This is a genomic window from Spirosoma oryzicola (assembly GCF_021233055.1).
Lineage (GTDB): Bacteria > Bacteroidota > Bacteroidia > Cytophagales > Spirosomataceae > Spirosoma > Spirosoma oryzicola.
Genome location: NZ_CP089539.1, coordinates 90,661 through 112,369, shown reverse-complemented (window position 1 = coordinate 112,369; position 21,709 = coordinate 90,661). Strand labels below are relative to the sequence as shown.

Genomic DNA, 21,709 nt, shown 5'->3' with positions numbered 1-21,709 from the left:
AATTCGACCGTTACGTTTTCGAGTGAAGTCATTAACGTAGCCGCCCTGCTTAAAACCAAATGCTAATTTTCGGCTACTGGAATCGCTATCCGTTCAGCCCCGTAGTTTAGACATAAAGGTTAAGCAAATGGAAAAGCAAATCAGAATGTATTTTCCCACTACGAATGGTGCCGCAAGTGTAGCCAATGCAGGCTCGTCAGACCGGACGGGAGATGATGTAGAGACAAGTGATGATTTGGGCGTAGGCGCTGATGTGGAAGACGATGCGGGCTTCGACAACGATACAGATGATCAGGCGGGCTCAGCAGAAATGGGTACCAAAACGGTGTCAGGAACAAAGCTAGCACCAGGCAGCAACGAAGAATCCACCTCGGACTGATCGTTCCGGTAAAATCAGCAATAGAACTGGTTGACGGCTCTTATTTACTGAAACGATCAGTCCGTAAAGGGTCTGGTACACTTTCTCTCTATCCGTTTATGAGTTTACCTCCTTTTAGCTCTCCTCAAACTGTTGATCAGTTGATTGCCTTTCTCTTCAGCCGTCGTGAGGCCATATTGAACAATTGGCGTTCAACCGCACAAACTGATCCTAGACTTTCCAAAATAGCGCTCCTGAGCAGGGAGGAGTTCAACAACCTCATGCCTGCTATTCTTGACATCCTGGAGCAGCAACTGAGAGGCATCAAACCTCAATTGGATTTAGCCGCTGCGGCTCAGTCGCACGGGTTACACCGCTGGCAAAAGTCGCACCACCTACCCGATTTATTACGCGAGTTTCATCATTTATCGATGAGTTTATTCGAGGAATTAAGGCTTTTTCGGCAGTTGTTCCCCAATACTGATCCCGATACCATTTTGTTGATACAGCAGCACATTATGGTGTTTATCAATCAAACCGTTGGTGAGAGCATTACTAAACTTGACGAACTTCAGCGCCTGGAAGCAGCTAACCGAGCCACTAGTTTACAGAAAGCGTTGCAGGAGATGGAGGAACTTTCGCGTCAACGAACGGAATTGCTGCGAACGTCGTCTCACGACCTTCGCTCCGGTCTGGGCCTGATTAGTGGAGCAGCTCAAGTTCTCAACATGGACGAACTGACCGAGGAAGAACGTAAACGGTTTACAGAAATGCTGAACCGAAACCTGAGCAATGTTCAATCGTCGCTAACAGACCTGATTGACCTTGCCCGGCTGGAAGCTGGTCAGGAACCGCTTAAAATCGAAGAGTTTGATGCTGCTCAGCTCTTAACAGAGTTAGTAAGCACAGCGCAGGACATGGCTAAAGAGCGCGGTATTATTTTGCGTGCAGACGGACCCGCCAACTTACAGGTAAAAACGGACCGGGAAAAAGTGTACCGGATCGCGCAAAACTTAGTGATTAACGCCTTAAAATACACACTATCAACGCCGGAGCGTTTAGCGATTGTCTCCGTATCGTGGTCAACTGAAAACGATTGGCGGTGGGTCTTTAGCGTTCACGATTCAGGGCCGGGTTTACCAGCCGGCCTAATGGAATTATTTCACCAACAGCTCAAGCCAACTGTCGAAGAAACGAGTGTACTTTCTTTGGACGAAGGGCAACCTGTATCAGCGAAGCCGAACCTGGAACATACAATCGAAACCCTGCCCTTAGGTAAAGGAGAAGGTATAGGTTTACAAATCACCAAACGACTTTGTGACCTATTGAACGCCAGCATGGAAATTGAAAGTATTCCAGAACGGGGTACGCTTATTCGGATCCGTCTGCTCACGCAATTTCCGGATTAGATTGATACCCACATTATTTTCAGATTGTTCTAATTGAATGAACGACATTGTTGGCTATCAGTGTAATGGGCCCTCCTGTTTAAGTAAACCAGGTTGCAGCAAAGCAGTACAAAAATGAGCGTACTCCAAAACCTGGTTTCTCGACCATAATTTGTCAAACCTATTTCACTTACAATGTGAACTGTATTGTTATTGTATACACCTAAAATCAGTTCAATCTATTGTTCGATTTCATTACTGACTCATCTGTAAGTAATATTGCAACCTGTTGAATAAATTGTTTAGTGGAGGTAAGCCAGTCTTCGCTTGAGGGCTGGCTTATTATTTATGTAAAACTTAGAATCGCTTTTATAAAGACAGGTCGATTAAAGTATCACAATAGATCAGTTATTTCCAGCTACTTTTCCCACTTATCAATAAAGGCTTTGCTTTTTTCTAACTATTCTAAACAATTATAGGTTGATACTAAGATACAACCATAATTTTAGTCAACAGTGGAAAAAACGGGTCCAATTATCTTTATCGATGATGACGAGGATGATCAAGTGTATTTCAAGCCTATCTTAGAACAGCTTGCTCCTAACAATCCTATACTATTTTTTGATAATGGCCAGTCAGCTATTGATTACTTAAGAACCAGTGATCAGCGTCCCTTTCTAATCATTTCCGAAGTAAGTATGAAGGTGATGAGTGGGTTGGAATTACGTCGGCAGATAGAGGAAGATCCTGAATTACGTAAACGGGCCATTCCTTTCATCTTCTTTACTCACCCGGTTTACCGACATTTGGTTGAAGAAGCCTATGAGTTGACAATTCAAGGCTTTTTTGAAAAACAGTCAAATATTGAGCAATTGCGAAGTCAATTGCAATCAATTGTTTCCTATTGGTCAAACTGTCTGCATCCAAACAGATTTACAAGTAAAGACATCTACTAGAAATCTCCCGTTTTTGCTGATAGACCTATTTGCTAAAGATAAGTTTGTGCTATTTAAAATAATGCGTGAATAATTATTTTTAGCAAACAGGTCTATCCTTTTTTAATTTCTGTACATCATTTACTTTTGTAGTAAATAATACATGGTATTCGTATGGCTAACAAACCAACTAAACGAGAGGAACAAGCGCCTATTCAAGCGATTCGGCCCTTACTAAAAAATCAGGCTATACAGCTTTCACCACTTGTCAATCAGATTAGTAACATTCCGCCTGCCGATCAACAGCTTGAGTACTATTTCATTCCAATGCAATTTATGAAAGAGTACAAGCCTTACCATAGACCCGGCAGACCTTTTAAGAACCTTAAACTAGTTAACTATGACAAACCAGCTATTTCTCTTTCGTTTTTTTACAAACATAAGTATACTATTGAGCGTACCGTCAGTCATATTCAGGTAGTACAGCATATCAAAAACTACCGTGATGAGTTGTTAAACCGTACTCTTTTTCAACAGCTTAGCTACAACGAACAGAAAGATTTACAGCGTTCAGACGAGATTTTACGCACAATCCGTCAACGTCCTGATGCTTATCAGGCCTGCTTTTCGAATTACCATCATAAGTATTACTATTGGTACTGTACGTACCGATACTTTGATGATCTTGCTTCGATGAAAACCACTACCAGTAGTGAGCATTTGCTTAAACACACGGAACGCCCTGGCCACCAAGTACATGAGCGACTAAATATAATATTCATCGATCCAGAATACATTAGTGAACCCGTACCGCACGATCATAAGATAGTCGACCGGGAGTTAGATACATTTCCAATCCAGCTACGGCAAGGAATCACTACCTTGTATTTGCGTGAGACTTAGTAACTCCATTTATAATGTAATGCCGTATTTGCATTACTGCTCCGATTTATACAGGCAAGTAAACGCTAAACGTTGACCCTTGTCCAGGCTCGCTACTAGCGGTAATTCCACCTCCGTGATTTTCCACCACACGTTGGCAGATTGCCAACCCTACCCCTGTACCAGAGAACTCGCTCATGCTATGAAGCCGCTGAAACACCTGAAAAATGCGGTCCAGATACTTAATATCAAAGCCCACGCCTTGATCAATGACGTTGATCTGGTGGTAATGTGATGTTTGTATACTCGGTTGCACCACAGCCGGCAATTCCTTTTGTGGGCATAAGAAATACTGAACATGCACCTGCGGCTTTTTTCCGGGGGCTACGAATTTAAGCGCATTGGCTAGCAAATTTTGAAACAACTGAGTTAACTGTGTTTCGTCGCCCTTTATAACGGGCATTTCATCGACTTTGATCTGAGCGTCACTTTGCTCAATTTGCCAGTCGAGCAGACTAAGTACCTCTGTAATGATTCCTGTCAGGGAAACGGGACCAAAGACTTGCTGACGCGTCGAGATGCGAGAGTAGGCTAACAAATCTTTGATCAATGTGGACATGCGAGCGCCAGCTGAAGAAATACGCAACAAATGGCTCTGAGCCGTCTCGTTTGACGGTCCTTCTAGCTGTCCACTTAATAAGCTACTGAAGGACTGAATCTTACGAAGAGGTTCTTGCAGGTCATGACTAGCTACGTAAGCAAATTGTTGTAAGTTATCGTTAGAACGCTTAAGGTCCTGATTCGCCTGAACCAGTTCCTGAGTTCGATCAGATACGCGCTGCTCCAGCTGCTCGGATAAAAGACGATATTTCAGTTCGCTTTCGCGTAGAGCCTGCTCGGCTTTGGCGCGTTCGACTGCGATAACCAGACGAGCACTAACGTCATCTACGAGCATTAACTCATCAGCGGTCCAATAACGCGCCTGACGATAATGGATGAACAAAATAGTGACAGATCCATCTTTTAATACCAATGGCTTGTTAAGCGTCGAACCCAATTGCCGTAATCGATGGGCTTCTTTTTGTTGTTCACCAAGCGTTGGATCATTGGCAACATCAGGACGAACTATAATACGGTTGTCATCAAAGCCAGCCAGCAGCGGTCCATAGTCGGCAAAGCTTTGTTCACCCTGCCAATCATCAACTCCGTTTGTGTAGTTAGGCATTATCAGAACAGATTGCCTGTCATTCTTTTCTTGAGCATACCCGATACGGTCAACGCCAAGGTATGGTCCAAGCAAACAAGCAGCCTGATAGTACACTTCCGACGGGCTGGTGAGACTGCGAAGCTGGTCCGTCAGTTGCAATAAGAACGTTTTTTGCTCTTCACTACGTTGAATTACCTGCTGAGCAAGTACCTGCTTCGTAACATCAGTGGCCATTACCAGGATTGCATATACCTCTCCCTGCTCATTGAACAGGGGCTTGGCCGTGCAATCAACGTAATTTGTTCGGGGTGCACCGTCAACAAAAAAATCGGCTCGTGCACCCTGCGTTGAATACGTTTCCCCGGTATCGAAAACTTTACCTAAAATGGCTAATAACGGCTGATTCCGAAGCTCCGGTAGAGCATCGACCAGAGGCTGGCCAATCAACTCTTTTTGTCCACTAAAAATAGCGGATATGAACTCATTAGCCACTTCTATTTTAAACTCGCGGCCTACCAGGAGGCAGGTAGCAACCGGCGCTTCCTCAATTAAGCTACGAAAGCGAACTTCGCTGCGCTGTAATTGCTGAAGAGCCAGGACCTCCCTCGTTACATCAGTAGCTGTGTGTATAAAACCGAAGATAGTCCCTTCCTCCGTATATACCGGATTATAGGAAAAGTTGAACCAGGACTGTTGCCACTGCTCGTCAACAACGACTTTTGCCTTACCCTTGGTATTTTTATAAGCTTCTCCCCTATCGTAGACCCGCTGTAATTGCTCCAGCAATGGCTGGCTGGCCAGTTCGGGCACCGCCTGGTAAAGCGATTGACCCATTACGGACTCATCCTTACCCCATATCTGAAGCATAGGCATGTTGACCGTGTCAATCACCATGTCTCGACCGACAAAAAGAACTGTAGGCGTGGGAGAATTAAGGACTATACTCCGAAAGCGGGCTTTACTGGCTTCGAGTTGCTGCTGTGTATGTACCTGAACGGTAATGTCGCGAGCAACCCCTGAGAGTCGATAGGCAGCTCCTAAAACATCTACATAAGCCCGCCCTTGACAGTGCAACCAATGCGGCTGACCGTCTTGGGTGCCAACCGTACGAAACTGAACATCGTAGTAGCCTGCTGACGAAGGATCAAAAGCTACTTTGATAGCTTCACTAAAACGCTGACGGTCTTCTTCATAGACCAGCTCAAGAAGCTGACGATAGGCAATAACACCACTTTCTTGAGAGCCGAATAATTCCTGACAACGCTTATCCCACCATACCTGCTGTTGACTGATATCAAAATGCCACGTGCCTACCTGAGCTGCCTGAATGGCATACCGCAGGCGCTCCTGTTCGGCTTGGCTATTGGGCAAGAAAGGGAAGTAAGATGATTGATCCATCATAAAAGGCACAGCTTGTCGCTTACCAACGAAACGTTTAATGGATCGGTTTTCTTTGTGTCAATAAAATTTGTTGATCATCAGCCACTACTCGAATCCACACAGTCGTTGTCTTAAACCATTTGTTTTTCAGGGACGATGAGTAAGTTCAAAAAAGCGCTGGAGCATGCGAAGAATAACCGGCTGGTTGGGATCGAAAGACTTATTGTCTTGGTTATCAGTCGAAATAATACCCTCCACCTCCTCATATTGCTGAGTAGTCACCGTTTCATAACCCATGTACCAATGACTAAATAACCGTTGGGATATAGGCTGGCTAATAACTGTTCTAACATCTGTATGCCGAGGATCTTTGCGGATGCTGTTATACAATTCTTCCACGAGTGGCTGCTCACCCTCCAGCACTTGCACAATGTTACCCTTAACATAAAGCAGCACGCCCGTAACCCCTAATCGGGCGTTTTTGATTCGACTGAACTCGACGATATCCATTATGTCGTGCTCAGTGGTCGATTCGACGGCGGTGCTGAAGTAAGTAATGCAATAATCCATTTCTAAAATACTAACGGAACAGTTTACTGTTCGCTAAACAGAATTTTTAATCTGTGGGTTTAAAAACGCTTAATTATAGCGGTTGCTTTCGTAAAAAACTTTTAGCGTCCGCAAGAGAATATGGTCGGTCGGTTGGTCAGCAAGGCTCTCTTTCGTTTCCAGATCAATCAACGCTGTTATCTCTTCGAGTTGACGATCCGTCAGTGTTTCAAAACCCATCCACCAAGCGCTGAACAACCGTTCCGAGATAGGTCGCGACAGCACGGTTGTTACCTGAGCGTGTCGGCTATCCAGCTGAATTCGTTCATAGAGCATCTCCACTGCTTCTTTTTCTCCTTCAAGAACCTGAATGATGTTACCTCGTACGTACAGCATGACCCCGGTGATACCCGATTTGGCGTTGTTCAATCGGCTCTGCTCGACAATAGTTTTAATCTGCTGATCGGATAAGTCAGGAGAAGAACTAAAGTAAACTATACACTGCTCCACAGGATACTATGACGATTTAGAATACTCTTTATCAACAACAACAGTTGGTCGGAAATTTATTCCGACATCGACTAGCCTACAAAATTACAATAAATATACTCCCGCAAACTCAATAAAATAATTCCCATTTTGGCCAGCGCCGTCAGTCAGCGTAAGGCCAATTATATCTCGCTAAGTCGATCAATTATCTGTGTGTTTTCTTTGGTAGTATTATATATGTTAATTCATTGATAATTAAATTATTTACGTAAATGCTTTCGAATCCACCACTTGATTTCGATACTGTTTTGAATTAGTAACTGAATAGCCTGCATGAGTTCGCTTGAATAAAATTATTTATCCAATGCGCCTAAAAGCGTTTTTTGACAGTACTGTGTTGCGTGCCGCTTCAAGCACCTATCAAATACGGTTATATAGCTACAGAATTTGAGGTTATGACAAAAATGATAAATACACACAACTATACAAAAGGCGATTTAATGGAGTAAATCATTGACTCCAATGTAACTCGTATAGCATAGCTGTACGCATGACCTGGTCGACTGTTTTGTCGTAGAAACTTATTAGAGAGCCACTCTTTCTCGAATGACTCTCTCTACTTTCCTAGATGCGAGACCTTATAAAGTCAATCGTTGCTGATCTTTCAAAAGTACTGCTTTTAAGGTCGCGTAAGGCAACCGCTGGGGCGCTACCTTGTTATCAATCGAAAGGACAGCGGCAGTAGCGGCTGACTGGCCTAGGATCATAAAGACCGGCTCCATCCGAATCGAACCGTAGGCGATGTGTGAACTGGATACGCAGACCGGCACCAGCAGGTTATTGCATTCAGACTCCTTGGGCAAAATAGAGCCGTAAGAAATGGAATAAGGTTTATCAGGATGTACGCCAATATCCCCCTCGTTCTGCACAAAACCATCTGGCCGGACGTATCGCTGGGCATTGTGCGCGTCCAGCGCGTAGGAACCCATGCCGATGGGTTGGGGTACATCCGTTTTTCCCAGCGCGTCGGCTTCTTTCATCACAAACATACCGAGCATCCGCCGGGCTTCGCGAACATAAATCTGGTGCGGCCAGTTGCCGTTGTCGGTAAACTCATCCTTCGCCAGTCCCCACTGACTTACCGCCTGCCGAACGTCATCCGGAACGCGTTTATCATTGGCCATAAAGTACAGCAACCCCTGCTGATACAGTTGATGATCCCGGATAATCTGCCGCCGACGGTCGTACGTAGCGTCGGGATAATCATAATTTTTACCGAGATAATCGCTGCTGAACGGCCCGTGGTTATTGGTATCCGTCTTACGGTTCGGGATTGGATCAAATTTCTGGAAGGTTTCGCGCCAGCCACTGTCAAATACCCGGCCCAGCAACTCATAACGAGTTGGGTCGTACCCTTCGGGCTTCGGGAACGGAACGCGGTTTTCGGGGTTGTTCGTCATGCACATCCGAAAACAATACGCCTGAATTTTATGGTCACCCGCCCCTTTTTCGCCTGGCCCATCCGGAGCGATTTCGGGCAGTAAACCACTTTTGGGATCTCCTGGCACTTTATAAGGGCTGACGTTGGCTTTGAAATAATGACCGTGCTGGAACACATTGGGCTGCACGCCATTCCAAGTTTCCCCATACACGCTGTTTGCTTCCCGCCCCACATGGTAACGTACCCCCGCAGCGGCCATCAGGTCGCCTTCGTAAGTAGCGTCGATAAACATCTTACCCTCGTAAATCTGTCCGCTCAGCGTACGAAACGATTGAATGGCACTTCCTTTTTTTGTAACGCCCTTCGATGACCGATCAAGCCATTCGTTTCGGTAAACCGTCAGCTTATTTTCCCGAACGAAATCCTCAAAAACCTGCTCAGCCGCGTGGGGTTCAAAAATCCACATGGTACGAGCGTTGCCATCGATAGCCGGTGTCCCCTGTCCTTTGTTGCCGTACTCATCCCGTTTCTGCCATTTCCAGGCCGAATCCTGTTGATAGTGCTGATAAAGGCGCTGGTAAAATTCGCGGGATAAGCCTCCAATTACTTCTTTATTACCCGTATCGGTAAAGCCTAATCCGCCCGACGACAGTCCCCCGAGGTGTTTGTCCGGCGAAACAATCAGCACCGACTTACCCATTTTTTTTACCTGAACGGCGGCTGTCACGGCAGATGCCGTTCCTCCGTAAATAATAACATCGGCGCGTCGAACCGCCACTGGTCGGGCGGCATTAGCAGCGGTAAAAACAGTTAACAAAAGCGCTAAGCAGCTTACAATCAGACTTGCTACGAACTCGTTAACAGAAGATATTAATCCAGAAAAGGAGGGTTTAGTCATTGTCAATCAATAAAGTGTTAGGTCTAATAGAAAAGTTATAGCCGTTTTTCAGGAACAAACAGAACGTCATCGGCAACAACGGGACCCGTTGCGCCTTTACTACTGATTTCAACATAAGCGTTATTTCCGGCGGGCAGTTGATAATCGCCCAGATGCACCCATTCGCCAGAAGTTTGACCCGCTACTTTCACATCCGCACTACTAATCGTTTTCTCCATTTTCCGTTGACCGTCAAAGACGTCAATGGTTGACTGAGAAGAGGCTTTCGGTACTTTGGGTACGTAAGTGTAAATCGCGTATTTACCCGCTTTAGGAATGGTGGGTTTGAAGCGAATGGATTTTGCTTCCTGATGACCCGTCGTATCGACAAAAAACGAAGGACCGTAACCACCGGATGTACGTTCTACCCAACTTCCCTGCGTCGTTGTCTGAGCGGCATTGTCACTGGCTATCAGAATATCGGGCGCACTTCCGTCGGCAAGTGGGTTAGATGCCAGTCGTTGCTGTAATTTTTTTACATCAATGGCCTGAACAGACTGTTTGGCATCAATCGCCATACCCGCAGCTACCGCAGCCGACTGACCCAGCACCATGAACACGGGTTCCATCCGAATAGAGCCGTAGGCAATGTGCGTGGCTGACAAACAAACCGGAACCAGCAGATTACTAACTTCTTTCTGTTTGGGAATGATGGCGCGGTATGAAACCGGATACGGCCCGAAGCCTCCCTTTTCGACATTACCCTCGTTTTTCACAAACCCATCGATAATCTGCCGGTCGCAGTTGTGCGAGTCCATCGTGTAAGCCGCCATGCCCACGCCGTCCGTTACCGTTTCGCGACCCTGACAATGATTCTGCGTCATCACTAGTTCGCCAACCAGCCGCCGGGCCTCCCGAACGTAGAGTTGATGAGTCCAGTTACCGTTGTCGGTGTACTCATCCTTGGGATAGCCCCATTTTTGCATTTCGTCGCGCATAGCCGCCGGTATTCGGGGGTCATTGCCCACAAAGTACAGTAACCCTTTGGTGTAGCTGACGTGGTCGTTCCAGATTTTGGCACGGGTGGTATGATCCGCATCCGGGTAGGCCCAGTTCATACCAATCATATCGGTCGAGAACCCATTTCGGTTATTAATGTCCGTTTTACCATTGGGCATCAGGCTCCAGATAAAGACATTATTGATTGATTTCCAACCCCGTTTCTCGATAATCCGAAGCAACAGTTCGTATTTCTTGGGGTCGTAATCGTCAGGTTTGGTGATGGGTACCCGGTTTTCCGGTTTGTTAGTCAGGCAGATGCGGAAGTTGTAAGCCTGAATCTTTTTGTCCCCCGATCCGGCGGGCTGCGGGCTTGTTGGATGAATACCCCATAGTAAACCGCTTTTAGAATCGCCTGGTGTAACATAAGGATCAGTACCCTCGGGCATCTGGTGTCCTTCCATGACCTGAACGCCGTTGAACGTTTCGTTGTACTGGCTGTTGGCCTCGCGCCCAACCGTGTACGAAACCCCGGCTTTCGCCATCAAATCACCTTCGTAGGAACAGTCAATGAACATTTTGGCCCGGATTGTCCGGTTGGTAGATTTGGTAGGCTTTGTGGAGCTTTCGAGCGTAATCTGCTGAATAGTAGTACCTTTTTTCTCGACATCGACCAACCGGTGTTCGTATAGAACTGGAACATCTCCCCGTTTGCAATAGTCCTTGAACAGGTTTTCGGCTACACTAGGCTCAAAGATCCATTGTTCAAACTTGCCGTAGTGCTGACCCATCCGTCTGTAAAAATCGTTGGCCAATCCCGTAATGGCGTATTTGTTCCCAATATCCGTGTAGCCCAGACCGCCCGAACTCATGCCACCCAGATGCCGGCCCGGTTCGATCAGCAGTACCGTCTTTCCGGTTTTCTTTGCGGTATAAGCTGCGATGACACCCGCCGATGTACCGCCGTAAATACAGATATCGTACGACTGGTTCTGCGCCTGAACGTTGCCTAAAAGCGTTAGCAATAGCAAGCACAGGAGGTATAGCCCCGTTTTTTTCATAAGTACAGAATAAGACAGTTGATAAAAATTGGTTCAGGCGATCAGCAGTTGGTGCGACCACCTGAACGTAATTCTAAATAGTAGTTAGTAGCCAGGATTCTGGTCCTCGGCGTTGATCAATCCGTTGTTGTCAATCTCCACTTTCGGAATGGGCCATAGCAGGTGCGACTCTTTAACCGTTTTGCCTTTAGCCGCCAGAATAATGGCTTTTAGTCTGTCGACGCCCAACCGCTTGAGGTCGTTCCAGCGCTTGCCTTCAATCATAAACTCGTAGGCTCTTTCCTGAAGTACCGCATCCCGGAACGCCTGCGCGCTTAAACCAACCAGATCAACAGCAGCGTTCGGTGTGTTGATATCCACACCGTAAGCTCTCCGCCGAACCTGATTGACAGCAGCATAGGCGTCAGCGGCTGGTCCACCGGCGGCCTGGCTGGCTGCTTCGGCGTAAATCAAGAGCGCATCGGCATACCGGAAAATGGGAAGATCGTTGCCACTGGCGTTGGCCGCTACGGAAGAGGGGTCCTTAAATTTGCGAAACTGATAAGGCTCATTTACGGGTAAGGTAATGGTCTGGCCCGTTGTGCGGTTTACGTATTGGCCGTATAGATTGAACTCCTTACGCAAATCTTTAGCATCCCAGTTAGCAATGAGCGGAAACGTCTGCCGTGCATAAATGGTGCGGAAACCGGGCGGTGAGTATTGCGTATTCTCAGCGTGAATGTAAAGCAGATACTGGAAGCCCTGACCACCCGCCGACGAGTATTTCAGCGAAAAAATATCCTCTGAACTAGTGATGGCCGTAGCTCCGTAGATCTTTTCAAAGTCGGCAACCGTTTGTACCGGAACGAGCGAATACACTTTAGCGTCCATCACCTCCTTGGCTTTATCGCGCGCCAACGCCCATTCTCCCCGCGTCAGGTACACATCGGCCAGAAACGTTTTGGCTGCCCATTTTGTTGGCTGACCGGCGACAACCGGTGCTGCGGGTAAGTCGGCCTCAGCCACCGCCAGATCATCCAGAATGAGTTTGTAGACATCCGCTACCGGGGAACGAGCAACGTCGTTTGACCCTTTAGAGACTGTCCGGATCGGTACCGGTCCCCAGCCACGTACCAGGTCATAATACACCAGCGCCCGCAGGAACCGAGCCTCGGCCAGCAACGTCTTTTTATCATTTTCGTTCATGGCAATGGCCGGAATACGCTCCAGGGCAATATTGGCACGCAGAATAGCCCGGTAACAAAACGCCCAGATTCCTTCAACCCGACCGATGTTTGTTCCATCCAGCCCCTGGTATTCGCTGATAATGGCGTAAGAACCACGTCCGTTGGCGTAGTCGGTATTCGCTTCCTGTTCGAGCAGGTGTACTGTGCCATAATAGCCGAACTCCCGGATTGCCTGATAAATAGCGTAGGTCGCGGAACGGGCATCGGTGGCATTTTGGTAAAAATTCTCCTCGGTCAGGCGATCAACCGGAACTTCTTCCAATGCGGTTTCGCAGGAAGAAAACACGGCTAAAGTGGCAATAATGAATAGTATCTTTTTCATGAATTGGGCGGCTGAAAATTAAAATCCGACACTGACTCCGAACGTGAAGGTCTTGGCAACGGGGTAACTAGTCTGGTCGATACCTACACTAATCGATGCTGCTCCACCCCGGCTGCTGACTTCCGGATCAAACCAGGAATACTTGGTGAACGTAAGTAGATTCTGGGCGCTGGCGTAAATCTGAGCGGTTTTCAACCAGTTGATCTGCAATTTGGAAACTGGCAGGTTGTAGCCCAGCCGCACGTTTTTGACGCGCATAAAAGAGCCATCTTCGACGAAGCGATTGGATTCGCGAAAGGTCGTACTAATACTTACTTTCGGGTTTTTGGCGTTTACATTCGGATTTTCCGGTGTCCACCGATCGAGTGAACTCCTTACCTGATTTTCACCAAAATTGAAGGCGTTGGCCTGATTCGACAGGTTAAAATTGAAAATGTCTGCTCCCTGTACACCCTGCAAGAAAACGTTCAGCGTGAAGTTTTTGAAGGAGAAATTATTGTTGAACCCGTAGATGAATTTCGGGTTTGGATTACCGATAATTGTACGGTCGAGATTATTGATTGTACCGTTTCCGTCAAGGTCTTTGTACTTGATCGTACCATTTTCATTCAGCCCATCTTCCAGGTAGCCGAAGAAAACGCCAACCGGCTGACCTTCCCGCACCAGGTTAATGGAAACGTTGAGGGGAATGTCCAGCGCCTGACCAAACACATCACTGCCCGAAGCCAGCTTAATAACTTTATTGCGATTAGCAGCAAAATTGACGTTAGCATCCCATTTAAACGCGCCGGTTAAGATATTTCCGCCCAAATCAAGTTCAACACCCTGATTGCGGATGGTACCCAAGTTTTGAATCTGGCTCGAATAACCGGATGACGACGGGAGCAGCACATTTGCCAGCAGATCATTCGTGTTTTTTACGTAATAATCAGCCGTGAAGCGCAGCCGTTCGTTGAAAAAGCCAAAATCTATCCCAGCGTTGGTTTGGCTTGTCGTTTCCCATTTTAGATCAGGGTTAGGCTGCGTATTACCAGGAGCGAAGCCGGTGTACAAATCGTTACCCAAAACAATCTGAGATGAATTCAATGTATTGAGCGTCTGGTACGGATCGATTGCCGTACTGCCTGTTTGCCCCCAGCCCAGCCGCAGTTTCAGGTTGGAAACGTAGGTCAGGCTTTTGATAAAAGGTTCTTCACTGACGCGCCAGGCCAGAGCCGCCGACGGAAAATACCCCCATTTGCTGGATACACCGAATCGGGAAGAACCATCAGCCCGTATGCTGGCCGTAACTAGATACCGGTCGCGATAGGAATAATTAGCACGGGCTAAACCAGAAAATAGTTTCCAGTTTGTAACAAGAACAGTCGGTGTTTGAATGACACTTCCTGATTGCAAATTATTATTTGAGAGCACATCCGTTGTGAAACCGCTAGCTCCCGTTATGTTCCGGTTAAACTGTTCGCTTTGGTACGTAACTCCCCCGGTGAAGGCTAGCGAATGAACTTGATTGATTGTCTTCGTGTAATTAAGAATATTTTCGTTCAGGAAATTAGTCCGTGTTTCATAAGTCGTAGTACCTACCCCGGACGGAGACGCTTTGAAAAGTCTCGGCGAATAATAATCGGTTCGGGAGTTTGCATAATCAACCCCCGCCGAAACGCGTAATGTTAGGCCGGGAATAAACTCATAGGTTAAGCCTAAATTCGTTAATACACTACTCCCCGTCCTTTCGCTCAATCGCTCTAGCGCCAATGCCACTGCGTTTTCAGCAGCATTGGGACTAAACGAATACGGCACTACGTTCGAATAATTGCCATTGGCATCCCGGGGCGCAATCATTGGCGGAGCGGTCAGCGCTGCGGACACGACGCCATTCCCCCGTGAACTATTGTCATTGGAAATCATCCGATTACCAGTCCGGCTCAATACACTGGAGTAATTGAGTTTCAGCTTATCATTGATTTTTTGGTTGATATTCGCCCGTACGGAATAGCGCTGATAGCCTGATCCAATAACAATACCGTCCTGGTCGAAAAAACTGCCGGAAATGGAGTATTGCGTTTTTTCACTACCTCCCGAAAACGTAACGACGTGGTTCTGGATGGGTGCAGATCGGAAAATGGCATCCTGCCAGTTGGTACCCTCACCAAACGAATTAACCTGTTCGGGTGTAAAATAAGGCTGAAGGCCATCGTTCTTCGCCCGTTCGTTAGCAATCTGAGCAAACTCCGTAGCGTTCAATAACGACAGTTTTTTGCGTACCTGCTGAAATCCTACGTAGCTGTCGATATTCACCCGGTTGGAGCCACTTTTACCAGTTCGCGTCGTAATCAGCACAACACCGTTGGCCCCGCGTGATCCGTAGATAGCCGTAGCGGACGCATCTTTCAGCACTTCAATCGATTCAATATCAGCGGGGTTAATTGTCGTAGGACTACCCGAAAGCGCAAACCCATCCACAACGTACAGCGGTTCGTTGTTACCCAGCAGCGAATTGCCGCCCCGTACCCGAATGCTGATGTTTGAACCCGGCGCACCGGAGTTCTGAATGACCTGCACACCAGCCGCCCGGCCCGCCAATCCCTGCGCGGCATTGACAACCGGAAACGCATTGAGTTCTTTACTACTGACGGATGCAAGCGCACCCGTGACATCACTACGCTTCTGGGTGCCGTAGCCAACCACAACCACTTCGGACAAGGATTTAACGTCCGATCCGAGCTTAACATCAACTACCGTACGTCCGCTGATGGCGATTTCCTGCGTCTGATAACCGATAAAGGAAAAAACCAGCGTTGCCGCTCCGTCGGGTGCATTGATTGAATAATGTCCGTTCACGTCGGTGACCGTACCAGTTTGCGTACCTTTTACAACGACACTAACCCCCGGTAGGCCCTGACTCTGATCGTCAATGACCGTACCCGAAACCGCCAGCGCCGAAGGAACTGCTGGATTCAGAACAGCACCCTGCATGTCTTCTCGGGTGAGCAGAACCCGTCCGGAAACCACGCGATAGCTGATGGACAATGGGCCCAAAAGCGTTTTCAACACCTCGTGAAGTCGCTCGTTGGAAGCCCGTATCGACACCAGCCGATCGGCCTGAATTATCTTTTTGCTGTAAACAAACTTGACGGAAGCCTGGACTTCAATCTGGTTTAGAACGTTCTGCAAACTTGTTTTTTCCAGTTGCAGATCAATCGTCCGCTCCAGAATTTCCTGCGCGCTACTAGGATGCGCGTAGGTTAACGTAGTAAGTAATAGAGCAAGGATCAATTGGGTCAGGGACAGTTTCATAAGCATGCCAACGGATGCACACAATTTCAAGTGTCGAATTCTTTTCATACTTTTAATCGAGTTCTTTTTTGCGAAAAAATGGAACAAACAATCCCGCACTTACTCGAAAGCGAATAAGTCAATTCTGGTGGCACAGAAGCGGGTTCTTTCTTGGCCGGTAGTGGTGGCACACTATCGGCTTTTTTGCTTCTACAGAAATTAGAAAAGTGATTTACATGAAATTCAAGGATTTAAAGTGAGTACAGACTTCAACAGAAAGCAGTTTATGGGTGGCAACCAGAACCGCTAATCAAAATACGGGTGCCTTTTCGGACGTAGCTGGCGTTGACGGATTGACAGATAATATTCAACTGCTCATCCATTGTCAAATCGGTAATATCGCCGGTGAAGGTGCAGTATTGCATGTTTCGGTTACGCGCCGTCAACGCAATGCCGTAGCGTTTTTCCAATCGCTTTAATACAGCCGTCAGCGGAACATCGTTAAACGCGATTGTTACGGAAGAATCAATGGGAATTGGATTGCGGACCAGACCAGTCTGGAGCCAGGGAGCTTCAGCCGAATAAGACACCTGCTGGTTTGGCGTCAAGGTTACCCGTTTACGAGCGGCTTGCTGTTGTTCATACACGGCTACTTTACCGGTGACCACGGCTACCTCAATACGATTTTGTTTCACTTCATTTTTCACCCAAAAACTGGTGCCCAGCACTTGCGTTACCAACTTGCTGCTATAAACCCGAAAGGGCTTACGCGCATTTTTGGTAATCTTGAAGAAGGCGTTTCCCGTCAGGTGGACTTCGCGCTGGCTAGCCGCAAAAACGTTAGGATAGGTCAGGCTGCCGCCTGGCATCAGCGTGACGATACTCTTATCGTCTAGGACGAGTGTTTGTGGATAAGCGCCCGAATTGGTCAGATGCCGCACATTGCTTCCTGACGGTAAGTAAGCCGTTTCCTTGACCGGAGAGGTAAAATAACCTCGACTGAAATACAACGCAGCCAGCAAGGAAATAGCAGCGATTGACGCGGCCAATCGGGCATAGAAACCAAACGAATACTCTCGTCCCAGCGGTTGCTGACGAACTATGGGTGCTGCCTCCTCGACCGCGCGATGACGGATCGCTGACCAGATTCGCTGTTCCGCCTGATCTTTCTCTTCCAGTGATAAAGCTTCCTGTGAATCGTGCGCTAACTGGTCGTACCATTCATGAATCAGGCGGGCCTCCTGTTCGGTGCATTCGCCACGCTGGTAGCGCAACAGCAGTCGGCCAAACTCTTCCTTGTTCATACTACTTCCGGGTAGGCTTTGCTCTCCCCTACCTCACACAAGTCGTTTGACCTGACACTTTCCCTAAATGCTTTTAAAACTTATTGAAACAGTTATAGAATAATAACACAAAACCGCTCAACCAATTAGAATAATACAATTTTTGATATACAAGATACCACCTGTCAGTTAATAAAAAGCCTGGATTACTCAAAGTAGAAAATATAGTAGAGCAACAGAATGATGAAGTGTTCTTTGCAGTGCATTCGCAGAAACTTCACGGCCTTGGTCAAGTGATACTCAACGGCTTTTTCTGAAAGATGCAGATGAGTGGCTATTCTGGCGACGGACCAGTTGTCTAAATAATTTAACCGAAAGATTTCTTTTGACTTTTCGGGTAGTGTTTCCAGACCATCTTCCAGAATCGCCAGCAATTCATTGCCCAGGATAGTTTCCTCGGTTGTAACGTCCTCCTGCACCAGAAAGGCCCGGTAGTAGGTGTTGTATTGTTCTTGAGTTACCTGAGTCCGGATATGGTCAATAACGGCATAGCGGATAGCCGAAAAAAGGTAATAGCGCAAGTGAATTATCCGGACCGTAGCTCTTCGCTCCCAGAGCTTCACGAAGATATCCTGCACCAACTCCTCAGCAACTTCTTTATTTTTCAGCTTCCGGAAAGCGACCAGAAATAAAGGATACCAATAATGCTGATAAATGGTTTGGAATGCGTTTAGCTCACCAGCGCGCAGTCCATTCAGCAACGTTTCTTCCTCTATTTCCGGAATACTTTCGTTCATATTGGTATGATTAGGAAACCTGATTGGATGCTGACGCTACAGCGATCAGACTTTTAGATCAATAAAGTTATGTGAAATAATTTTATATTATAATAATCGCGTTTTCTCACGCATTTTTTACCGATTAAGCTAGACCTATGTTTTTAATTTAGTAGTATCCTTGGTAATCAATGACGCACGAATGTATAGCCAAAGCAGGCTCTGCCTAATAAGCCTAAAGGCGCTAGACACGGTAGGGTCGGTTTTTGAGAAACCAACCCCGCCGTGTCTAGCGCCTTTAGGTACCTTTTGTAGTTTGAACCACAGAGGTTCACTATCAGCTAGCCATCAGACCACATCTAAGAAAGGTAGTTAGAAGGGCTAAAGGGTTACTTTTTGAATAGTGCCGTCAAACGTCTGGGCGACGTAATACGTAGTTGGCCCAACACGCTTGATCGAATTAGGGAAGTTTAAACCGCTTAGTAAGGCCGTATTCGCCTGAGCCGATGAACGAACAATCCGGCCTGAACGCTCGTCGAAACCCTGCCCGTTCCATTGGCCGTATTCAAGCACGACCGGCTGTCCATCTGGTCCCAGTTCGATGTCGGTCAGCGTCGTTAAGCCTGTCTGAAATGTAGACTCGTTACCATTCAGGTCGAACTGATAGATGGGTGCCTGCCCGCTTGGGTATGGATAACCGGAGAAGTTACTGACCAGAAATTTCTGGCCATCGAAAGCAATGCCCGTTGGTACAGCTTCCAATGTATCCCCGCCCGGATGAATGATTGGTGGAATGGTAGCAAATACGCTGAACGCGCCCGTAGACGCTTTTCGACGGATAATTGCATTAGCAGCAGCATCGACAATAAACAGGTCGCCATCCGGCCCTACGGTCAGATTAAACACATCCGATGCATCGGTATCGGATTGAAATGAGTAGGCTTTGACAAATGAGCCAATATCTTCATAACTCAAATTAGCAGCATTCAGAGGAGCGTCTCCTGGCTTGAATGAAGTAATGTCAAACCGGTATAATCGGCCTTCAACCCCGTGCAGCAGCCATAACGTGTTGCCTTGAAGCAGCAGGTGATTAAGACCAAACACGGCCCCTTCGGGACTTACTTCCGAGGAAAATCCTTTAACCACTGGATAGACCTTACCGTCTTGCGTAATCAGGGTCAGTTGTCCGTCGTTTGTCGTTCCGCTGCCAGCTTCAGTAACCCACAATTGACCCTGGCTATCTGCCTCCAGACCCAGCGGGCTGACTAGACCAGACGCTACCTGAGTGACAGGCGATGGACTAATATGATCCTTGAAGACTTGGCAACCTGCTGCACCGTATAAAAGAGCAGTTGCGATAAATAGTAAACGTATGTAGCGCATATAGTATAGAGAAAAATAGATACACCTACAATTTGACACTTACCGCATCGGCAAGCCATTTTCAATCAATGATTAATTAAGGTCCAGATACTTAGCTCAGAAGATACTCATTCAACTACTTACTTCGTCGTTATGGACAAAAATCGATTATTCTAGGAAATATATTTATCGAATTTGAGTCAAATGCTATCACATTCGGGACACCTATCGTCAACTACACAAAATAGTCAGCAAATAGCTAATAGGGCTAGCATCGAATTCGGCATCGATTCAATTACCGGTTTTTTGCAGGAAATTTTAATACTCGGTACATATTGGCAAATGATGGATAACTTAAAAGATAGTAAGTCCAACGCTGGTACTATATACATGCCCCTACAACTACAGGATTGACTGTTTGAACATTCTCTCTCAGAAAATGTACTACTTTCATAAAAACAAATGCCTCGCTTATGCTTTCGGTACTAGTCACAGGAGCAACTTCTGGTATTGGCTTAACTATCGCCACAAAACTGCATGAACGTGGTTTTAAGGTTTTTGGAACCAGCCGCTTTCCGGAGAAGTACCAGCAAAAGTTACCCTTTCCCCTCTTACCGCTTGACATCACCTCCGAAGAGTCAGTTAACCGTTGCGTAGCGGCTTTTTCTGCGCGTTCGCCCGTTATTGATGTGTTGATTAATAATGCCGGTATGCTCGTCAGTGGCAGTGCTGAAGGAACAAGCCTTGATGAGGCACGTCAGCAGCTAGACGCTAATTTTTGGGGAACGGTTATGCTGACCAGAGCTATTTTGCCACGAATGAGGCAACAGCGAAAGGGCCGCATTATTACGATTGGATCAGTAGCCGGTTTGATTGGAGTTCCGTTTCAAAGTTATTACGCTGCCTCTAAACACGCGATCGAAGGTTTTTTCAAGTCGCTTCGTTTTGAGGTAGCGCCCTTCAACATCGATGTTTCTGTTATTGAGCCAGGTTTTTTCAAAACTAACCTGGAGCAAACCAATGAGCCAGCCCGCTCTACCATTCCCGACTATGAGGTAAGTCAAAAGAACGCGTTGCGTATTTTCGCAGAGTCCATCCGAAAGGCGCCAACTCCTGAACCTGTTGCAGAGGTTACGTTAAAAGTAATTCAGGCCAGTCGCCCCCGATTCAGTTATCGTGTTGGCAGCGAAGCAAAGCTATTACCATTGCTACAGTTCATGTCCTATCGTTTTTTTGAGTGGGGAGCCCGAAGAAAGTTTAAGTCAGCGTAAAATGTACCATCAAGCCCGTTCGCTCTGGGCGAGTTAGTTAGATAAGACTTACATCATACCTTATCTTGATCCACTATACGGCTCTGCTACGTAGCCAGTATAAAAGAGGAAAACAGATAGGACTATTTTGTACTCGTTTGTTTACTCTTCACCGGAGAGGATTTTGCGCCGATGAAGTTCACCCCAGCTGCGTAAGGATTCTATAACTCCGCCCAAGGTTTTGCTATGAGGTGTCAACGCATAAGTCACTTTAACGGGATAGGTGTCGTAGACAGTCCGTTTCACCAGCCCATTCACTTCCATATCCCGTAATTCTTTAGATAGCATTCGGTCGGTGATACCGTGAACTTCTTTCGCAATTTCGCCAAAGCGCTTTTCCCCAAAGGTCAAGGCAACGATAATGGGCAACTTCCATTTGCCGTTTAATACGTCCAGCGCATCCCGTACGGGACGCAATGTGCTGACGCATTCTTCATGTTTCAATTCACCTATTTCCATCTTACCAAACTAGACGATTGACAAAACCCTGTTTCCGTAAGTACTATACCAGAGTATAGCGCTATACTCTGGTATAGTACTTACAAAAGTATAGTATATGAAGTAAATTTGCATCATCAATCAGGGCAAAAT

16 protein-coding genes are annotated in these 21,709 nt (G+C 46.8%); 5 read left to right on the top strand and 11 right to left on the bottom strand.

What is annotated here, in order from left to right:
- The first annotated feature begins 127 nt into the window (after positions 1–127).
- From LQ777_RS24530 to LQ777_RS24515, 4 genes are all read left to right on the top strand, one after another.
- Complete coding sequence (locus tag LQ777_RS24530; RefSeq protein ID WP_232563105.1) at positions 128–379, top strand: hypothetical protein; 252 nt, start codon at positions 128–130, stop codon at positions 377–379.
- A gap of 260 nt (positions 380–639) precedes the next feature.
- Complete coding sequence (locus tag LQ777_RS24525; RefSeq protein WP_232563104.1) at positions 640–1,767, top strand: sensor histidine kinase; 1,128 nt, start codon at positions 640–642, stop codon at positions 1,765–1,767.
- A gap of 494 nt (positions 1,768–2,261) precedes the next feature.
- The gene (locus LQ777_RS24520) at positions 2,262–2,702 is read left to right on the top strand and encodes a response regulator (protein WP_232563103.1); all 441 of its coding nucleotides are present in this window, start codon (positions 2,262–2,264) and stop codon (positions 2,700–2,702) included.
- Between the two features lie 153 nt (positions 2,703–2,855).
- A complete protein-coding gene (locus tag LQ777_RS24515) occupies positions 2,856–3,584 on the top strand; it encodes a hypothetical protein (protein ID WP_232563102.1) in 729 nt (242 codons plus the stop codon).
- 46 nt (positions 3,585–3,630) lie between these two features.
- On the opposite strand, the gene LQ777_RS24510 is transcribed toward LQ777_RS24515, so the two are convergent.
- The 10 genes from LQ777_RS24510 to LQ777_RS24465 all read right to left on the bottom strand — a co-directional run bounded on the left by LQ777_RS24510 (position 3,631) and on the right by LQ777_RS24465 (position 19,829).
- A complete protein-coding gene (locus tag LQ777_RS24510; RefSeq protein ID WP_232563101.1) occupies positions 3,631–6,171 on the bottom strand; it encodes a PAS domain-containing sensor histidine kinase in 2,541 nt (846 codons plus the stop codon).
- Positions 6,172–6,297: 126 nt separating this feature from the next.
- Positions 6,298–6,720 carry a BLUF domain-containing protein gene (locus tag LQ777_RS24505; RefSeq protein ID WP_232563100.1) on the bottom strand — a complete coding sequence of 141 codons (423 nt, stop codon included), beginning with the start codon at positions 6,718–6,720 and terminating at the stop codon, positions 6,298–6,300.
- Positions 6,721–6,789: 69 nt separating this feature from the next.
- Complete coding sequence (locus LQ777_RS24500) at positions 6,790–7,209, bottom strand: BLUF domain-containing protein (protein WP_232563099.1); 420 nt, start codon at positions 7,207–7,209, stop codon at positions 6,790–6,792.
- A 617-nt stretch (positions 7,210–7,826) separates the two neighbouring features.
- Positions 7,827–9,329: an FAD-dependent oxidoreductase gene (locus LQ777_RS24495; protein WP_425276961.1), complete on the bottom strand. Its 1,503-nt coding sequence runs from the start codon at positions 9,327–9,329 to the stop codon at positions 7,827–7,829.
- Between the two features lie 233 nt (positions 9,330–9,562).
- On the bottom strand, positions 9,563–11,566 hold the full coding sequence (locus LQ777_RS24490) for an FAD-dependent oxidoreductase (protein ID WP_232563097.1): 2,004 nt from the start codon (positions 11,564–11,566) through the stop codon (positions 9,563–9,565).
- A gap of 84 nt (positions 11,567–11,650) precedes the next feature.
- A complete protein-coding gene (locus LQ777_RS24485) occupies positions 11,651–13,114 on the bottom strand; it encodes a RagB/SusD family nutrient uptake outer membrane protein (RefSeq protein WP_232563096.1) in 1,464 nt (487 codons plus the stop codon).
- An 18-nt stretch (positions 13,115–13,132) separates the two neighbouring features.
- A complete protein-coding gene (locus LQ777_RS24480; protein ID WP_232563095.1) occupies positions 13,133–16,456 on the bottom strand; it encodes a SusC/RagA family TonB-linked outer membrane protein in 3,324 nt (1,107 codons plus the stop codon).
- A 215-nt stretch (positions 16,457–16,671) separates the two neighbouring features.
- Entirely contained in the window at positions 16,672–17,691 is a 1,020-nt protein-coding gene (locus LQ777_RS24475) for a FecR family protein (protein WP_232563094.1), read from the bottom strand.
- Between the two features lie 185 nt (positions 17,692–17,876).
- On the bottom strand, positions 17,877–18,467 hold the full coding sequence (locus tag LQ777_RS24470) for an RNA polymerase sigma factor (RefSeq protein WP_232563093.1): 591 nt from the start codon (positions 18,465–18,467) through the stop codon (positions 17,877–17,879).
- Between the two features lie 360 nt (positions 18,468–18,827).
- On the bottom strand, positions 18,828–19,829 hold the full coding sequence (locus LQ777_RS24465; protein WP_232563092.1) for a ScyD/ScyE family protein: 1,002 nt from the start codon (positions 19,827–19,829) through the stop codon (positions 18,828–18,830).
- A gap of 452 nt (positions 19,830–20,281) precedes the next feature.
- Here LQ777_RS24465 and LQ777_RS24460 point away from each other — a divergent pair, with 452 nt between their 5' ends.
- Positions 20,282–21,079 carry an SDR family NAD(P)-dependent oxidoreductase gene (locus LQ777_RS24460; protein WP_232563091.1) on the top strand — a complete coding sequence of 266 codons (798 nt, stop codon included), beginning with the start codon at positions 20,282–20,284 and terminating at the stop codon, positions 21,077–21,079.
- Positions 21,080–21,220: 141 nt separating this feature from the next.
- On the opposite strand, the gene LQ777_RS24455 is transcribed toward LQ777_RS24460, so the two are convergent.
- Complete coding sequence (locus LQ777_RS24455; protein ID WP_232563090.1) at positions 21,221–21,577, bottom strand: winged helix-turn-helix transcriptional regulator; 357 nt, start codon at positions 21,575–21,577, stop codon at positions 21,221–21,223.
- Positions 21,578–21,709 lie beyond the last annotated feature (132 nt).

Excerpts from the sequence above, each read along its gene's own strand:
- LQ777_RS24505 (WP_232563100.1), bottom strand. The coding sequence starts at position 6,720 with ATGGATTATTGCATTACTTACTTCAGCACCGCCGTCGAATCGACCACT.
- LQ777_RS24470 (WP_232563093.1), bottom strand. The coding sequence starts at position 18,467 with ATGAACGAAAGTATTCCGGAAATAGAGGAAGAAACGTTGCTGAATGGA.
- LQ777_RS24465 (WP_232563092.1), bottom strand. The coding sequence starts at position 19,829 with ATGCGCTACATACGTTTACTATTTATCGCAACTGCTCTTTTATACGGT.
- LQ777_RS24525 (WP_232563104.1), top strand. The coding sequence starts at position 640 with ATGCCTGCTATTCTTGACATCCTGGAGCAGCAACTGAGAGGCATCAAA.
- LQ777_RS24530 (WP_232563105.1), top strand. The coding sequence starts at position 128 with ATGGAAAAGCAAATCAGAATGTATTTTCCCACTACGAATGGTGCCGCA.
- LQ777_RS24515 (WP_232563102.1), top strand. The coding sequence starts at position 2,856 with ATGGCTAACAAACCAACTAAACGAGAGGAACAAGCGCCTATTCAAGCG.
- LQ777_RS24455 (WP_232563090.1), bottom strand. The coding sequence starts at position 21,577 with ATGGAAATAGGTGAATTGAAACATGAAGAATGCGTCAGCACATTGCGT.
- LQ777_RS24490 (WP_232563097.1), bottom strand. The coding sequence starts at position 11,566 with ATGAAAAAAACGGGGCTATACCTCCTGTGCTTGCTATTGCTAACGCTT.
- LQ777_RS24495 (WP_425276961.1), bottom strand. The coding sequence starts at position 9,329 with ATGGGTAAGTCGGTGCTGATTGTTTCGCCGGACAAACACCTCGGGGGA.
- LQ777_RS24485 (WP_232563096.1), bottom strand. The coding sequence starts at position 13,114 with ATGAAAAAGATACTATTCATTATTGCCACTTTAGCCGTGTTTTCTTCC.
- LQ777_RS24475 (WP_232563094.1), bottom strand. The coding sequence starts at position 17,691 with ATGAACAAGGAAGAGTTTGGCCGACTGCTGTTGCGCTACCAGCGTGGC.
- LQ777_RS24510 (WP_232563101.1), bottom strand. The coding sequence starts at position 6,171 with ATGATGGATCAATCATCTTACTTCCCTTTCTTGCCCAATAGCCAAGCC.
- LQ777_RS24480 (WP_232563095.1), bottom strand. The coding sequence starts at position 16,456 with ATGAAAAGAATTCGACACTTGAAATTGTGTGCATCCGTTGGCATGCTT.
- LQ777_RS24460 (WP_232563091.1), top strand. The coding sequence starts at position 20,282 with ATGCTTTCGGTACTAGTCACAGGAGCAACTTCTGGTATTGGCTTAACT.